19 protein-coding genes are annotated in these 15,240 nt (G+C 65.8%); 5 read left to right on the top strand and 14 right to left on the bottom strand.

Annotated elements, in window-relative coordinates; genetic code table 11:
- Positions 1-2 precede the first annotated feature (2 nt).
- The 5 genes from A5707_RS12435 to A5707_RS12415 all read right to left on the bottom strand — a co-directional run bounded on the left by A5707_RS12435 (position 3) and on the right by A5707_RS12415 (position 4,539).
- On the bottom strand, positions 3-950 hold the full coding sequence (locus A5707_RS12435; protein WP_065014842.1) for a class I SAM-dependent methyltransferase: 948 nt from the start codon (positions 948-950) through the stop codon (positions 3-5).
- Between the two features lie 73 nt (positions 951-1,023).
- A complete protein-coding gene (locus tag A5707_RS12430) occupies positions 1,024-1,584 on the bottom strand; it encodes a TetR/AcrR family transcriptional regulator (RefSeq protein ID WP_156657853.1) in 561 nt (186 codons plus the stop codon).
- Between the two features lie 310 nt (positions 1,585-1,894).
- Positions 1,895-2,881, bottom strand: a complete 987-nt coding sequence (locus tag A5707_RS12425; protein ID WP_065014763.1) for a pirin family protein — start codon at positions 2,879-2,881, stop codon at positions 1,895-1,897.
- Between the two features lie 60 nt (positions 2,882-2,941).
- Complete coding sequence (gene dps, locus A5707_RS12420) at positions 2,942-3,490, bottom strand: DNA starvation/stationary phase protection protein Dps (protein ID WP_065014762.1); 549 nt, start codon at positions 3,488-3,490, stop codon at positions 2,942-2,944.
- A 125-nt stretch (positions 3,491-3,615) separates the two neighbouring features.
- Positions 3,616-4,539 (bottom strand): DNA-3-methyladenine glycosylase family protein, encoded by a 924-nt coding sequence (locus tag A5707_RS12415; RefSeq protein ID WP_156657851.1) that lies wholly within the window; start codon positions 4,537-4,539, stop codon positions 3,616-3,618.
- 46 nt (positions 4,540-4,585) lie between these two features.
- On the opposite strand from A5707_RS12415, the gene A5707_RS12410 reads away from it, so the two are divergent.
- Positions 4,586-4,993, top strand: coding sequence for a nuclear transport factor 2 family protein (locus A5707_RS12410; RefSeq protein WP_156657848.1), 408 nt, complete (start codon positions 4,586-4,588; stop codon positions 4,991-4,993).
- Between the two features lie 6 nt (positions 4,994-4,999).
- Here the strand turns inward: A5707_RS12410 and A5707_RS12405 are convergent, their stop codons facing one another.
- The 4 genes from A5707_RS12405 to A5707_RS12390 all read right to left on the bottom strand — a co-directional run bounded on the left by A5707_RS12405 (position 5,000) and on the right by A5707_RS12390 (position 7,857).
- The gene (locus A5707_RS12405) at positions 5,000-5,380 is read right to left on the bottom strand and encodes a DUF427 domain-containing protein (RefSeq protein ID WP_065014761.1); all 381 of its coding nucleotides are present in this window, start codon (positions 5,378-5,380) and stop codon (positions 5,000-5,002) included.
- Between the two features lie 64 nt (positions 5,381-5,444).
- Entirely contained in the window at positions 5,445-6,227 is a 783-nt protein-coding gene (locus A5707_RS12400) for a class I SAM-dependent methyltransferase (protein ID WP_065014838.1), read from the bottom strand.
- A gap of 110 nt (positions 6,228-6,337) precedes the next feature.
- Positions 6,338-7,354 carry an NAD-dependent epimerase/dehydratase family protein gene (locus A5707_RS12395; RefSeq protein WP_065014760.1) on the bottom strand — a complete coding sequence of 339 codons (1,017 nt, stop codon included), beginning with the start codon at positions 7,352-7,354 and terminating at the stop codon, positions 6,338-6,340.
- The gene (locus A5707_RS12390) at positions 7,351-7,857 is read right to left on the bottom strand and encodes a nuclear transport factor 2 family protein (protein WP_065014759.1); all 507 of its coding nucleotides are present in this window, start codon (positions 7,855-7,857) and stop codon (positions 7,351-7,353) included. The genes A5707_RS12395 and A5707_RS12390 overlap by 4 nt, the downstream gene beginning before the upstream one ends.
- A 68-nt stretch (positions 7,858-7,925) precedes the next feature.
- On the opposite strand from A5707_RS12390, the gene msrA reads away from it, so the two are divergent.
- Complete coding sequence (msrA, locus tag A5707_RS12385) at positions 7,926-8,438, top strand: peptide-methionine (S)-S-oxide reductase MsrA (RefSeq protein ID WP_065014758.1); 513 nt, start codon at positions 7,926-7,928, stop codon at positions 8,436-8,438.
- 86 nt (positions 8,439-8,524) lie between these two features.
- Here the strand turns inward: msrA and A5707_RS12380 are convergent, their stop codons facing one another.
- Positions 8,525-8,986, bottom strand: coding sequence for a PaaI family thioesterase (locus A5707_RS12380; protein WP_065014757.1), 462 nt, complete (start codon positions 8,984-8,986; stop codon positions 8,525-8,527).
- A 15-nt stretch (positions 8,987-9,001) separates the two neighbouring features.
- Positions 9,002-10,336 (bottom strand): cytochrome P450, encoded by a 1,335-nt coding sequence (locus A5707_RS12375; protein ID WP_065014756.1) that lies wholly within the window; start codon positions 10,334-10,336, stop codon positions 9,002-9,004.
- A 113-nt stretch (positions 10,337-10,449) separates the two neighbouring features.
- Between A5707_RS12375 and A5707_RS12370 the strand changes: the two genes are divergently transcribed.
- Complete coding sequence (locus A5707_RS12370; protein WP_065014755.1) at positions 10,450-11,055, top strand: TetR/AcrR family transcriptional regulator; 606 nt, start codon at positions 10,450-10,452, stop codon at positions 11,053-11,055.
- Positions 11,056-11,123: 68 nt separating this feature from the next.
- The gene (locus A5707_RS12365; RefSeq protein ID WP_065014754.1) at positions 11,124-11,336 is read left to right on the top strand and encodes a TOBE domain-containing protein; all 213 of its coding nucleotides are present in this window, start codon (positions 11,124-11,126) and stop codon (positions 11,334-11,336) included.
- A gap of 13 nt (positions 11,337-11,349) precedes the next feature.
- Here the strand turns inward: A5707_RS12365 and A5707_RS12360 are convergent, their stop codons facing one another.
- The 3 genes from A5707_RS12360 to A5707_RS12350 form a co-directional block, all read right to left on the bottom strand.
- Complete coding sequence (locus A5707_RS12360) at positions 11,350-12,228, bottom strand: alpha/beta fold hydrolase (RefSeq protein ID WP_065014753.1); 879 nt, start codon at positions 12,226-12,228, stop codon at positions 11,350-11,352.
- An 83-nt stretch (positions 12,229-12,311) separates the two neighbouring features.
- Positions 12,312-13,412, bottom strand: coding sequence for a fatty acid desaturase family protein (locus tag A5707_RS12355; protein ID WP_065014752.1), 1,101 nt, complete (start codon positions 13,410-13,412; stop codon positions 12,312-12,314).
- Between the two features lie 18 nt (positions 13,413-13,430).
- Entirely contained in the window at positions 13,431-14,495 is a 1,065-nt protein-coding gene (locus tag A5707_RS12350; RefSeq protein WP_065014751.1) for a ferredoxin reductase, read from the bottom strand.
- Positions 14,496-14,564: 69 nt separating this feature from the next.
- Here A5707_RS12350 and A5707_RS12345 point away from each other — a divergent pair, with 69 nt between their 5' ends.
- Positions 14,565-15,239, top strand: a complete 675-nt coding sequence (locus A5707_RS12345; protein WP_065014837.1) for a TetR family transcriptional regulator — start codon at positions 14,565-14,567, stop codon at positions 15,237-15,239.
- Position 15,240 lies beyond the last annotated feature (1 nt).

Raw genomic sequence — 15,240 nt, 5'->3', positions numbered from 1 at the left:
GGTCAGCTGGTTGGCGTGAGTCGCGCGCGCACCAACGTGCTGACGATGCTCTCTTCGAGCAGGTCGTGGGGGATCGGTCGGCCGAGCCGGGTCATTTCGTCGCGGTTGCCCACTGCATGTATCTGCCAGCCGTGCTCGGTCAGCCACCGCGCGGCGTCGGCGCGGTCGCCTTCGCGGTAGGTCAGGCTTTCCACGTTGACGTCCAACCCGAGCCGCTGCATGCGCGCCCACCGTGCGCGTCGGGCCGCTCGGCGCCGCTCGTTGGTGGCGTCGAAGCTGAAGACCTCGACGGCGAACTGGCTGCCGGGCGCGCTCAGTGCACTGATCTTCTCGAAAAGCCGGTCCTGGGCATCGGAGGGCAGGTAGGGCAGCAAACCCTCGGCCAGCCATGCCGTGGGCTGGGTACGGTCGAAGCCGGCTGCATCCAGTGCGGCCGGCCAGTCGTCCCGCAGGTCCACTGCGACCGGCTGGCGCGCAGCACGGGGAGCCGCGCCGGCCGATTCCAGGACGCTTGACTTGTACTGCAGCACTTTGGGCTGATCGATCTCATAGACGGTGGTGCCCGCCGGCCAGTCCAGCCGGTAGGCGCGCGAGTCGAGCCCGGCGGCCAGGATCACCGCCTGTCGCACACCGCGCTGGGCCGCCTCGGTGAAGTATTCGTCGAAGAAATGCGTGCGCACGGCCTGGTAGTCGACGGCCACGCGGTGGGCTCGTCGGCCGGGCTCGTCGTCGCCGATCCATTCCAGGTCCGGGTTGGCCAACTGCGTCCAGCCCGCACCCGCTGCCGTCACCAGCACACGGGCGAACTCGTCGCGAATCAGCGGATCGGCCGATTCGGTCTCGACGGCGCGGGCGGCGGCAACCATCACCGCAGTGGCGCCGACACTTTCGATGATGTCCCAGCTATCGCCAGCGGTTCGTACGCAGTGCGCTTCGTCCAGATCAGTCATGCCGCGGCCCATGCTACCTAATAAGTTAGGCAACCTATATGCCGCTGTGCCTTATCTCACTGCCGGTGAACACCTACTGCGGCCGCCAGTGCGCGCCGGCCAGCAGGCGCGCCAATTCGGTGATGACCGCTTCCATCTCGTGAGCGCTTTCCACAAAGCCGGAGTAGAAGCCCACCCCGCACAACACCGCCAGCAGCACTTCGGTCAACGATTCGGCATCGGTATCGGCGGTGAGTTCGCCGCGTTCGATCGCGTCGCGGCTTGCCTGGATCAGGAATTCGCGGGTCCGTCGCATCGAATCGTTCTGGCTGCTTTTCAGATCCGGGTGGCGCTGCGATTCCAGCGCGGATGTCACCAGAAACCTCGCGGCCGAACGGTTTTGGGAGTCGGCTTCGAGCGCGGCGGCAAGGAACGCCGAGAGCTGACCGATCAACGTCGTCTCGCCCTGCGCCCGGGCAATGCCCGCTTGGATCAGCAGGTCGTTGGTCTGCTCCACGACTTCGTGATACAGGGCTCGTTTACTCGAAAAGTAGTGATTGATCGCCGGTCGGGTGAGGTCGGCACGCAGCGCGATGGCCTGGAAGGTGGCGGCCTCGTAGCCGCGTTCGCTGAACACGTCCCGAGCCGCAAGCATGATGCGCCTACGCGTGTCGGCCGCCTTCGCTGCAGGGGGGCGACCGGGCCCCCGGCTCGCGGGATGCGGCACATCCTCGATTGTGCCATAGATCACATTGCCGGCTCCCCGGCTCGATGGGCCGTCTCGCCGCGCAAACCGCCTCTACGCGCACCGAAAGACGTCTAGCGGCCGGGCGCCCTACATCGCGACGGCGGCGGGGTTGCTCACCGGACAACCGTGGGCGGTGCGGTTGGCGATCGGCGTCCGCCGACGCCGATCAGTTTGCCAGCTACAGGCTGCCCGTCATCGTGGTCGGGGTCGGCCGGAGTTAGCCGAGCCGGGGGCGCCGGGGCCCGTGCGGCATCAGCGCGCCGGGCGGAACGCTGCCGAACTTGCCCGCCTGAAAGTCCTCGATCGCCTCGATCAACTCCGTCTTGGTGCTCATCACGAACGGCCCGTAGTGCATCACTGCCTCTCGAATCGGGCGGCCACCTAGCACCAGCACCTCCAACGCCGGGGCGGGCGCGTCCTGGGAATCGGCGGCGGCGACGGTCAGCCGATCTCCGGGTCCCATGACCGCCAATTGGCCATGCCGGATCGGGTGTCCCACCGGTCCCACAGATCCCCGACCGGACAGCACATAGACCAGTGCGTTGAAGTCTCGCTTCCACGGGATGTTCAGCCGGGCGCCAGGCTCGATAGTGGCGTGCGCCAACGTAATCGGGGTATACGTGCGACCAGGACCGCGGTGGCCGTCGATATCGCCGGCGATGATGCGGATCAGCGCACCGCCGTCCTCGGATGCCAGCAGTGTGACGTCGTCGCCCTCGATGGACTGGTACCGGGGTGCGGCGAACTTATGCACTTTCGGCAGATTCACCCACAGCTGGATGCCGTGGAACACCCCTCCGCTTTCGACCAGTTCGGCCGGCGGTGTCTCGATGTGCAGGATGCCCGAACCCGCCGTCATCCATTGGGTGGCGCCGTCACCAATCAGCCCACCGCCGCAGTGCGAATCCTGGTGGGCGAACCGGCCATCGATCATGTAGGTGACCGTTTCGAAGCCGCGGTGCGGATGCCAGTCGGTTCCTCTGGGTTCGCCGGGCAGGTATTCGACGGCGCCCATCTGGTCCATGTGCACAAACGGATCCAGCGCCGCTGTGCTGACCCCGGCGAACGCCCTGACGACGGGAAATCCCTCACCTTCGTAGCCGCGCGGGCCGGTGGTGATCGACCGGACCGGCCGTTCGGTGTCGGCGGCGGCCGCGGCGGACACTCGCGGCAGGGTCAAGGTGTCGGCGGTGATGGCGGGCAACGGTACCTCCTTGGTAGAGCTACCCGCTATAACCGGACTGCGGTCCGATTATTCCGCCGGTTACGCCTTCTTACGAGCCGCGCTGGCCGCGCCCCGTTCGGTGGGTGAGCCCTCGTGGGCGAGTTTGCCGCCGGAGTTCTCCAGGTGCGCCCGCACAAACCACTGGAACTTCTCCAGCTCGGCGGCGTGGTCGATCAGGATGTCCTGGGTGACCTTGTCCAGTTCCTCGGTGTCATCGATCGCTCGCCGAACATCTTCGATCACGCCGGTGTAGACCACGTCGAGCGCGGCCAGATGCGCTTGCACGGTGTCGCGGCCGACCGAATAGTCGTCCCAGCTGCGATCGCGAATGACGGCACCGGGCGTGCCCTGCGGCGACCCGCCCAGGGCAGCGATGCGCTCGGCAACCTCGTCGGCGTAACCGCGCACCAATTCCACTTGCGGATCGATCATTTCGTGCACGCCGATGAAGTTGGGCCCAACGACGTTCCAGTGGACGTGCTTCAGGGTCAGGTGAAGATCGTTGTAGGTGCTCAGCTGCCGCTGCAGCAGCTCGGCGACCTGAGCGCCCTGCTTGTCGGTCAGGCCCGGCACAGTGAACTGCGTCATCGATTGCTCCCTTAGGTCGTTCGGACACGGTCACTTCCGTCCCCCAATACCCGATGCCCGCCGCGGGTAACCCCCCGCATGGCCGCGCCGGGACGCACAATCGCCCGATTCGACTGGTCAGGCGACTAAAGCGAGCGGATGTTCTGCACGGGAAGCCGCGATCCGCGTCGCGGCTCATACGCCAATCCGCTGGCATACAGCAGGCGGACCACCCGGTGCCGATGGGGCCGCATCGGTTCCAGCAACTCGACCATCACGTCGTCGGCGACTGGGCGCCCCAGCAGCGTCCAGCCGATCATCTTGGGAACGTGATAGTCACCCACCGAGAGCGCATCGGGGTCGCCGAACGCGCGCTGCGCCGTCTCGGCCGCCGTCCAGATGCCGACCCCCGGCAACGACGTCAGCGCTTCGCGCGCCTCGGTTGCCGGTCGTGACACCAGCCGTTCCAGCGACGCCGCTCGTCGCGCACAGCCGACGACGGTGCGGGCCCGCCCGGGATCGACATTGGCGCGATGAAACTCCCACGACGGGATGCGCCGCCACGCTTCGGCGGACGGCGGCACCCGCATGCCTTTCGGCGCCGGCCCCGGCGGCGGTGTCCCGAACTTGGTCACCAACACGCGCCAGGACCGGAAGGCGTCAGCACCGGGGACCCGCTGCTCGAGGACGGCCGGGATGAGCGCTTCGAGCACCTGCCCGGTGCGGCCCAGCCGCAGGTGCGGAATCCGGCGGTGCGCCGCGGCCACCGTCGGGTCACGCGGTAGGAAATCCGACGCGTCATCGTCGGCGCCCAGCAGGGCGGGCAACCCCTCGAGGAACTCCGCAGCGCCGCTTCCCCATGCCGTGCCCTCGACGGCATTCGACGCGGCCCGGCTGATTCGTGCGGTGACGGGCCCGCTGGACAGCAGGCTGGTCCGCCAGATCGCACCGTCGTCGGAAACCTGATAGCACGGGTCGCCCGGACCGCGGCGCAGCGGCGCCAGCGTGATCCCGGGGCTGACCACACCCGGGAATTGGACGGTGCGAGCGGATTTCACTTCCCGGATCATAGGTTCAGCCGCCGACGATTGACCCTCACCCGTCTTCCGCGACAGGATGGCGATTGTGACCACCCCGTTCGACGATCCCCAGGCCGAACTGGCGTGGATGTTCTTGCAGTGCCTCTGCGATGGTGCAGACGTCGAGGAATGCTTCGCGTTGCTGAGCGACGATTTCACCTACTGGAGCATCATCACCCGCCAATCGATCGACAAAGCGGCGCTGCGGCAGGAGCTCGAGCGGCGCAAACGCCAGGTCGAGATCGACCTCGAGCTCATCCAATGCGTCAACGACGGCGAAAGCGTGGTGGTCGAAGCCCAAGGCGAGGGCGTCACTGCGGACGGAAGGCGCTACGACAGCCCGTACGTCTTCATCGTCGAAACCCGCGATGGCCTGATCACGTCATTGCGCGAATACAGCGACACCCGGTTGGCGGCGCAAGTGTTCGACGCCGCCGCCCCCTAGCGGGCCTCAGTCGGCTTCGACGCTGATGTCGGCCTTGTCGGGGTAGAACGCGACATGCCCGGCGATCGCTGCGACGGCGGGGTGGGGCTGCTCGTAGGTCCAGATCGCGTCGTAGACGGTGTCGCCGGCGGCGGTCGTCACGCTGTAGTAGTTGGCTTCGCCTTTGAACGGGCAGTAGGTGGTGGTGTCGGTCCGGGTCAGTAGCCCCTGCACCACGTCGTCGAACGGAATGTATTGCACCACAGGGATAGTGGCTTCTCGCAACCCAAGCGCGGCGCGGGTGTCCGCAACGATCTCGCCGTTGACCCGGACCCGGACCCGGCCTTGGGTCGGCGTAATCGTGATCGGGTGCCCGGTGCTGGGTTCCAAGACAGGCCGGTGGCTCATGGTGACATCTCCTCAGGTGTGGATAGGAGTTGCAACACCCGCTAGCGGAGAAGATTCCCCGCGGTCAGGCGCTTCCGAATGCATACCGGTGATACTGCGCCATGTTCGCAACCGCCGGAATCAATGCCATGGCGTTGCCCATCAACTGGGATGAGCGCGGCAGCTGTGCGAACGTGTACGACTCAAACCACCGCTGCCAGGCCAACAGCCGTACCCCGGGCACGGCCTCGACGATGTCGTCGGGTCCATTGATCGCCCAGGACAATGTCGATCCCGAGCGGCGCACGACGGTATTAAGCACCTGCGACTTGATGCCGAGCCAGTTGAACCCGTCGAACTGCAGCTCGCCGCGGTCGAACCGCTCGACCACCCGACGCAACAACGCGACGCCGTCGCGCTCGGTCAGATACATGGTCAGCCCCTCGCCGATCATCAGGGTGGGCCGGTCGTTCGGAATGTCGGGCAACCAGGCCGGATCTGTGACCGAGGCGGCGACGACGTGGTAGTGATCGGCGGACGGGTAGAGCTGGGTGCGGAGCCGGGTCACGTCGGGATAGTCGATGTCATACCAGTCGACCTCGGAGCCGGGCCGCATCCGCCAGAACCGACTGTCCAAACCGCAGCCGACGTGCAGCACTGCTGCCCGCCGATGTGCGTCCAGAAATTGACGCGTCCAGTTGTCGAAATGCGCCGAGCGGGTCGTCACCGACGGGGCCCGGCGCGCGGTGATCGTGGTCTTCTTCCAGTCGTAGTCGATGCGGTCGACGACGGCCTTGGCGTAGCGATCCCCCAGGATCGGAGTGTCGAAGTCGGCGTCCAGCGCCTTGGCGTACAGGGTCGCGAGCATGGTCTGCGGGGAGCCGCTCAGGTCCGCGTGAACTTTCTCGGTGGTCACGCATTCGACGCTAGCCGCGCAGCGGGCGCCGTGGCGGTTTTGAACAGCGGTCGGCGCGGTGTTCAGCCCGCAGTGGTGCTCTTGCCTCTGGCGTTTCGCAGCTCCACCCAGAACCGGGCTGCCTCGCGGATGGATTCCTCGACTGGCCTTGGCTGCCAACCAAGTTCGCGGACCGCCTTGCTGTGGTCGACGTCGGCTTCGGCGCGCATCATCCGCACCGACGCCAAGCTGAGCTCGGCGTCTTTCCCCGTGAGCCGGGCTTTCAGGCTGCCCATCGCGCCCAGCGCGTAGAGCACCGGCACCGAGATCGAGCGCTGCGGCGGCGCCACCCCGGCTTCGTCGGCCGCGATGCGCACGACTTCCTTCAACGCGATCATCCGTTCGGAGATCAGGTACCGCTGTCCGTTGCGTCCGCGGTCAGCGGCCAGAATCAAGGCCCTGGCGGCATCGTCGACGCCGACGACTTCCAGTTGAATGCCGTTCATCAAAAACGGGAGCTTGCCGAACACCGCTCCCGCGATGAAGGCGCCGTGCGGGGTGCGTCCCCAGTCACCGCTGCCGTAGGTCGTCGAGACACACATCGCGACGGCGGGCAGGCCGGCCTCGGATGCATAGCGCAGCACCAAATCCTCGGCCTGGACCCGGGATTGGACATACGGGGTGAGACCGCGCCGATTGATCTGGTCCTCTTCGGTGGCTACGCGGCCGCGTCGCCGACCGACCGTCGCATAGCTGCTGGTGAAGACGAACCGCCGCAGGTTGGCATCCTTCGCCACCTCCAGCACATTGCGCAGTCCCTCGACATTGGTGTGGAACAGCGGCGACGGGTCGCGCAGCCAGGCACGAGTATCGACGACGCAGTAGTAGACGACATCGCAGCCGTCCATCGCTTCGCGCAGCGTGGCGGTGTCGAACACGTCACCGTGGAAGCGGGTGACGGCCAGGTCGTCGATGGCGCGGGTGTTGGCCGTCGGCCGCACCATCGCTCGCACGTCGGCGCCGTCGGCGACGAGTTGGCGGGTGACATGTGAGCCCAGAAAGCCGTTGGCCCCGATGACGAGTTTCGGCGGTGCGGTCATGCTTGTCCTCCGTACTGGCGCATCCAGCGGGCCGCGTCGTCGTCGAGCGTGCCGAGCTCCTGCGCCTTCTTGCACCACTTCAGCGCCGCTTGGGCAAAACGCAGCGGGTTGTAGATGTCTTCTTGTCGGCGCCACTGCCCGTCTCCGGCGTAGGTGATGATCGAGATGTTGGTGGCGCTGATGATCGTGCCGTCACCGGGGTCGGCCATCGGGTTGTCCAGCTCGCAGATGATCCGACCGGTCGGCTCGTCGATGACCGACCACAACGACGGGAAGGCGGTCATGTGGCTGCCCGGGAACGTCGTCATCGTCTTACGGATCCAGCCACGCACCTCGTCACGGCCTTTCATCGTTCCGGCCGCGTGCTCGATGTAGTCGACGTCGGGTGTGTAATGCTCCACCCATGCGTCCCAGTCCTTCGTCTCGGCGGCACGCTTGACCGTCTGCTCGAACGTTTCGAAGGCGGCGACGAGTTCGTCGCGAGTGAAGATGCGGGTTGTCACGCCAAAACTAGAACACGTTCTATTGATGTTTGTCGAGCGGTTCCTATGCTCGAATCAGGAGGGCAACCATGACGACGACTAACCGAGCGATCCTGGCCGGCGGCTGCTTTTGGGGCATGCAGGATTTGATCCGCAAGCAACCCGGCGTGGTTTCGACCCGGGTGGGCTACACCGGCGGCCAGAACACCAACGCCACCTACCGCAATCACCCCGGCCACGCCGAGGCCATCGAAATCGACTACGACCCGGCGCGCACGGACTACCGCACGCTGCTGGAGTATTTCTTTCAGATCCACGACCCCACCACCAAGAATCGGCAGGGCAACGACGTCGGCACCAGCTACCGTTCGGCGATCTTCTACCTCGACGAGGAACAGAAGCGGATCGCCGAGGAGACCATCGCCGACGTCGAGGCGTCGGGTCTGTGGCCGGGCAAGGTGGTGACCGAGGTCAGCCCGGCGGGGGATTTTTGGGAGGCCGAGCCGGAGCACCAGGACTATCTGGAACGCTTCCCGGGCGGCTACACCTGCCACTTCCCGCGCGCCGACTGGCGGCTACCCCGACGCGCCAGCGTCGACTAGCACGCCAGGACTACCGCGAGATTGCGGCTAGGGCTGTGATTTTTGCGGAATCACAACCCTCACAGCGATCTCGCGGAGCGCGGCGGCTACTTGCGGTGCGCCCGTAGCTGGTAGACGCCGCGGGTGGTGGCGACGGTCTGACCGTCGACATCGGTCACAACTGCGTCGAGGGTGAAATCGGCCTTGCCGTGCTCGGCGGCTTCGGCTTCGACGCGCGCGATCGTCTCGTCGTCGAGCGTCGCTTCGGCCCGTACTGCGGACTTGGCCATCGCGACAAACTGAATCTCGATGCTCTTGACCAGCGGGAAGTACTTGTTGGTATCGAACGTGCTGAGCGGGATGATCCCGCCGAGGACCTCGGCCACGGTGAACAGCACGCCGGCGTACATGACGCCGAAATGGTTTCCGTTGCCCTCGGCGGGGACTGTGGTGGCCGCGAAACCCCGCCGGACATCGACAACCTGCACGCCCATTTTGTGCGCGATCGGAATGGTGGATGCCATCGCGCTATTCATCATGTCCACAACTTCACCGGCGTCACTGGTCATGGCCGCACAGCCTAATCAGTGCTGACGGCGATGCACCACCACGCGTCCGCCGTGCTTCGGCGTAAAGGCAACACCGCGGGAGTGCCACGGTTCGTCCGGCGCATCGGTAGTCGCGATCGTGAAGTGCCGCAACACGGTTCGCAGCACCACATCCATCTCCATGTTGGCGAACACGGCGCCCACGCAGCGCCGCGCGCCCCCGCCGAACGGAATCCAGGCGAAGCTGGACGGCTTGCTGTCGATGAACCGATGCGGATCGAAGCGCTCCGGGTCGGGGAAGATGTCAGGGTTGGTGTGCAGCTGGACGATGCTGACCAGAATCGACGAACCGCGCGGAATGACCCACTCGCCAAGCTCGTACGCCGGCGCGTAGACGTGTCGGCCGGCCAGATCGATGACCGTCCGGTTGCGTTGCACTTCGAGGATCGTCGCCTGACGCAGTTCGTTGTCGTCACCCTCGGCCTCTGTCACCAACGCTGTCAGCACCTCGGGATGCCGGCTCAGTCGCTCGAATGCCCAGCCCAGCGTCGACGCGGTAGTTTCATGTCCGGCAGACAGCAGGGTCAGCAGCTCGTCGCCGATATCACTGCGCGACATGGCTGAACCGTCTTCGTAGGTGCTGCGCAACATCAACGCCAACACGTCGGTCCGATCCTCGAAGTTCGGATCGGCACGCTCGTCGGCGATCAGCTTGTCGATGACGTCCTCGTATTGGCGCCGATATTCCGCCAGCCGCCCCCACGGGCTGTAGCGCCCGTAGGTCCGAGAGGGTTGGGGCAGGGTCGCCAGTCGCGACCCCAAGGTGATCCACGGCGGAAAGATCCGCCGCAACGTGTCGAGCTCGGCGCCCTCGGCGCCGAAGACCGCGCGCAGGATGGCGTTGAGCGTGATGCGCATCATCGACGGCAGGGTGGGAAACGTCGTGCCCTCGGGCCAGTCGGCCGTCTCGCGCAACGTCTCCTCTTCGATGATGCTCTCGTAGTTCTTGATGCTCTTGCCGTGAAACGGCGGCGCCAGCAGCCGACGCCGCAAGCGGTGGTCATCACCATCGAGCGCGAACACCGAACCCGGGCCGAAGAACCGGCTCAGGTTGGGTTGGATATTGCCGAGATCGTCCGGATTGGTGGTGAAGACCTGCTTGGCCAGCTGCGGGTTGGCCACCACCACCGTTCGGCCGTACACCGGGACGTTCATCGTGAAGATGTCGCCGTAACGGCGCGCCGTCTGCTGGATGGTCCGTCGCCGCGAGATCACAAACGCCGTGCCCTGCAACGTCTTTGGAATGCGTGGCCCCGGCGGGATTTTGACCGTCCGCTGGGCGGCGGTCGCTTCGGTCTGCGCGGAGCTCATCAGTGGTGCACTCCCAACGTCGGCGTGGTACTCGGGGGTACCGCGGGTGTACTCCGGTACGGTACCGTGTGGTACCAACGGCTGGCAAGGTCTCGTCGAGAGGAGGTGCGGTCGTGACAGCAGCGGTCCACGACGCGGCGTCCCTCGAAATCGACCCGTTTCGGCGTCGGCTCCTCGATGGTCTTGCCGCCTCGATCAGTGAGCGCGGCTACCGGGCCACCACCGTTGCCGACATCGTCCGGCATGCCCGCACGTCGAAGCGCACCTTCTATGACCAATTCCCCAGTAAGGAACAGTGTTTCCTCGAGTTGTTGGAGGCAGACAACCAGAAGCTCGGCGACGATATCCGGGCGGCCGTCGATCCGGACGCCGACTGGCGCGACCAGATCCGGCAGGCGGTTGAGGCCTACGTCAGCCACATCGAGTCACGTCCTGCGCTCACGTTGAGTTGGATTCGGGAATTCCCGTCGCTGGGCGCGATTGCCCGGCCAGTCCAGCGGCGCGGGCTGGCGCTGTTGACCACTCTGCTGGTCGACCTCAGCGGCAGCGCCGGATTCCGCCGCTCCGATCTGTCGCCGCTGACACCGTCGATGGCGGTAATCCTGTTGGGCGGCCTACGGGAACTGACTGCGCTTGCTGTTGAAGACGGCACGGATGTGCGCGAGATCGTTGCACCCGCCGTGGACGCATCGGTGGCCCTGCTGGGTGCGCGCCGCTGAAACGCTAACGCCGGCCGATGCGCCCGCTTAGGCTTCCTCGGAGATCACCGACGAATGGGAGGTTTGCGATGCGGCTATCGACCAGAAATCAGCTCACGGGAACGATCGACGACGTCGACCTCGGCAGCGTGATGGCGACCGTGAAAGTTCGGCTCGATGGAGGCGATCAGGTCGTTACCTCCTCGATCACCAAAGACGCCGCGGTCAATCTCGGCCTCAAGGCCGGTCAGCCGGCGACGGTGTTCATCAAGGCGACCGAGGTGACGATCGGCGTCGATTGAGCAGTACCCGGGCTCACATTTTGAGAAATTTGCGCAGCCGGTCCAACACCAGGTCGGGGCGCTGCTCGACGATCCAGTGGCCGACACCGTCGACCAACTCGACCTCGAAATCGCTTGCGCGATCGGCATAGCCGCGAAGCAGCTTCGTTGTAAGCACCGGGTCGCCGGTGCCGTGCAGCCAGCGGATCGGGACGTCGACGCGGGTGTCGTCGAATTCGCCCCGCAGCCAGCGCAGCATTTCGGTGGTCTGGAATGTGCGATACCACCGTGATCCCGCAACCGCATGCCCCGGTTCCCGCATGCATTCGACGTACATGCGGACATCGTCTTTGGGTACTGCGGATCCGCCCCACCCGAGCATTGTCCGCAGGTAGCGCCCCTTCGAGCTGCCGAGCACCCGCGGGCCGATGAGCGGCAGCGCGATCGGGATCTGGTACCAGAACCGCCAGATGTCCGCAATTGTCGTGAGGTCGCGAGTCACCCAGGGCGCCGAGGTGTTGAGTCCGAAGAAGCCGGACACCTTCTCCGGGTGGCGCAGCATCATGATGAACGCGACCGGCCCACCCCAGTCGTGGGCGACCAGTTTGACCGGCCCGACGCCCAGGCGGTCCAGCACGGCGGCCAGGTCGTCGGCCATTTCGCTTTTGTAGTAGCGCGAACGCGGCGCCGAACTCCAGCCCGCACCGCGCAGATCCGGGCACAACACCCGATAACCGTCCGCGGCCAACGGCCCGATCATCGCGTGCCACTCCCACCAGTTCTGCGGAAAGCCGTGGACCAGCATCACCGGCGGCCCGTCGGCCGGGCCGGCGTCGGCGACATGGATGGTGACGCCGTCGGCCAGGTCGACAAACCGGTGCTCGACGCCGTCGAGTGCGGGCATAGTCACCATGGGTTGGCAGCGTATCAGGCGTCGAGATTGCGCGTGGGGTCGTGATTTTTTCGAAAACCACAACCCTGAGCGCAATTTCAACGTTAGGCGGCGACGGCCTCCGGCGTGGCCTCAACGTCGCGCTTCTTCGGCGGCACAGCCAACTTGACGATCTTGCGCACCACGGTGGCGAATTGCCGCGGCAGCGAGCCCGCGTTGTAGGGGATGCCGTAGCGCTGGCAGATCTCTCGCACCTGGGGCGCGATCTCCGCGTAGCGCCGCGCCGGCATGTCCGGGAAGAGGTGGTGCTCGATCTGATGCGACAGGTTGCCGGACAACAGGTGGAAAAGCTTGCCGCCGGTCAGGTTTGCCGAACCCAGGACCTGCCGGAAGTACCACATGCCGCGCGACTCGTTCTGCGTCTCCTCGATGGAGAATTCCTGTGTGCCGTCCGGGAAATGACCGCAGAAGATGATCATGTAGGACCACACGTTGCGGATCAGGTTGGCCGACAGGTTGCCTGCGAACACGAACGGAGCGAACGGCCCGGCCAACAGCGGGAAGGCGACATAGTCCTTCAGCATCTGACGGCGCGTCTTGCGCCAAATGCCCTGCAGGATTTCACGTTTGTCGGCCAAACTGATCTCGCCGGCGCGGATGCGCTCGGTTTCCAGTTCGTGTAGCGCGACGCCGTACTGGAACAGCACCATCAGCAGGAACGCGTAGAGCGGGTTGCCGAGGAAGTACGGCTGCCAGGGCTGGTCCTCGCTCATCCGCAAGATCCCGTAGCCGATGTCGCGATCCATATCCACGATGTTGGTGTAGGTGTGGTGCATGTAGTTGTGCGAGTGCCGCCACTGATCAGCTGGGCAGGCGGTGTCCCATTCGAAAGCCTGCCCGGAGATCGCGGGATCGCGCATCCAGTCGTACTGACCGTGCATCACGTTGTGGCCGATTTCCATGTTGTCGAGGATTTTCGACACCGCGAGCATCGCGGTGCCCGCCAGCCAGGCCGGCGGCAGGATCCCGGCGAACAGCAGCGCGCGTCCACCGACCTCGAGGGTGCGCTGCGCTTTGATGACACGGCGGATGTAGTCGGCATCGCGTTGGCCGAGGTCGGCCATCACGCGCTCTTTGATTGCGTCGAGCTCACGGCCGAATTCCTCGGCCTGCTCGGGGGTCAGGGTGATCTTGGGCTGTGACATGACTGCTCCTTCCGACGCTTAGAGCGCGATATCGACGTCGCCGAGCGGGACGGATACACAGATCTGCACGTCCTCGTCGGGGGCGGTCGAGACCGCACCAGTGGTCAGGTTGCGCACCACACCGCAGGTCTTGCGGCGGGTGCAGGTGTGGCAGATGCCCATCCGGCATCCGCTTTGCGGGCTGAGCCCGGCCGATTCGGCTTGCTCCAGCAGCGGGCGGCCGTCGTCGACCACATCAATTCCGCTGTCGGCGAAGGAAACCCGTCCGCCTGACGGCTTCGCGGGCACGTCGATTGTGGGCGGCACGAAGCTTTCCGCGTGCACGTTGGTGCAGTGTTCGCGGACTGCGGAGATCAATGCTATTGGGCCGCACACGAATACCGCATCGGCGTCGGGCATCGCGGCCGTCAGGTGTTGCGGCCCGAACCGGCCGTCCAGCTCGCCGGCGCCCGATCGAGTGTAGCCGTGCAGCACTCGCACCCCCGGCATCGCGGCGAGCTCGTCGCGGTAGCAGGCATCGGCAGGGGTACGCGCGTAATGGACGAACGTGATCTCCCCGTCGTGCCCTTCAGCGACCAGGGTGCGCAGCATGGCCATCACGGGCGTGATGCCGCTGCCGCCGGAGACGAACAGGATCCGCCGCGGCCGCGGTGTGGGGAGCACGAAGTCGCCGCCCACACCGTCCAGGCCAACCACCATGCCGGGGCGGGCGTGCTTGTACAGGTAGGACGAAACCACCCCGCCGTCGTGATGACCGATCGTCAGCTCGAGATGCGACATGCCCTCGGCATTGGCCGGGGAGTAGCAACGGACATGTCGACGGCCGTTGACCTCGATGGCGACGTTGACGTACTGGCCGGCCCGGCGAGCGCCACCAATAGCGTCGAACGCCGGGTTGGGCGCCAGGACGAGGGTGACGCTGCGCGGAGTGGTCCGCCGCACGTCGATCACCTTGGCGCGGGCCTCCCCCCGCGTCCAGGTCGGGGTCAGGATCTCGGTGTACCGGTCGACGCCGTGCGGACCGGCGAGCAGGTCGGCCAGGCTGGAACCTAGGACCCGCTTCGACAAAGTTTGAGTGAACATATGTACACCGTGCGATCGGATCGCGCAGGTCGTCAAGCGTCTCAGCAGTATTGTGGTAGGGTTCACATGGTGAACGACCGTACGCCCAGTTCGCGACCACACCGGTCGGGCCGGGGCCGTACCCGCGACAGTCCCTCCCGTGAAGAGCGCAAGGAGGCGACCCGCCGCGCCATCATCGCCTCGGCCCTCAAACTGCTCAGCGACCGTGGTTTCGGCAGCCTGAGCCTGCGCGAGGTGACCCGGGAGGCCGGGATCGTGCCGGCGGCGTTCTACCGCCACTTCGAGTCGATGGAAGCCCTGGGCCTGGTGCTGATCGACGAGTCGTTTCGAACCCTGCGCGACATGCTGCGTGGCGCCCGCGCCGGCAAACTCGACCCCAATCGGGTGATCGAGTCGTCGGTGGAGATCGTGATCGCCAGCATCACCGAAAAGCGTGAGCATTGGCGGTTCATCTACCGGGAGCGCTCCAGCGGCGTCACCGTGTTGCGTTATGCGATTCGCACCGAACTTCGGCTGCTCACCTCGGAACTGGCCACCGACCTCGCCCGCTTCAACGGGCCGAACACGTGGAGCACCGAAGACCTCAATGTGCTGGCCACCCTGTTCGTCAACTCGATGATCGTGATCGCCGAGGCCATCGAGGACGCCCAGGGCGCCGAGGCTATTGACGAGATCCGCCGCACCGCGGTCAAGCAGCTGCGGATGATCGCGGTGGGTGTCGCGGGCTGGCGTAGCCAGCCCTGAA

This window comes from Mycobacterium kyorinense, assembly GCF_001672775.1.
GTDB classification, from domain to species: Bacteria; Actinomycetota; Actinomycetes; order Mycobacteriales; family Mycobacteriaceae; genus Mycobacterium; species Mycobacterium kyorinense_A.
Note: the sequence above shows the minus strand (reverse complement) of the source record. Positions and strands in the feature narration are given on the sequence as shown.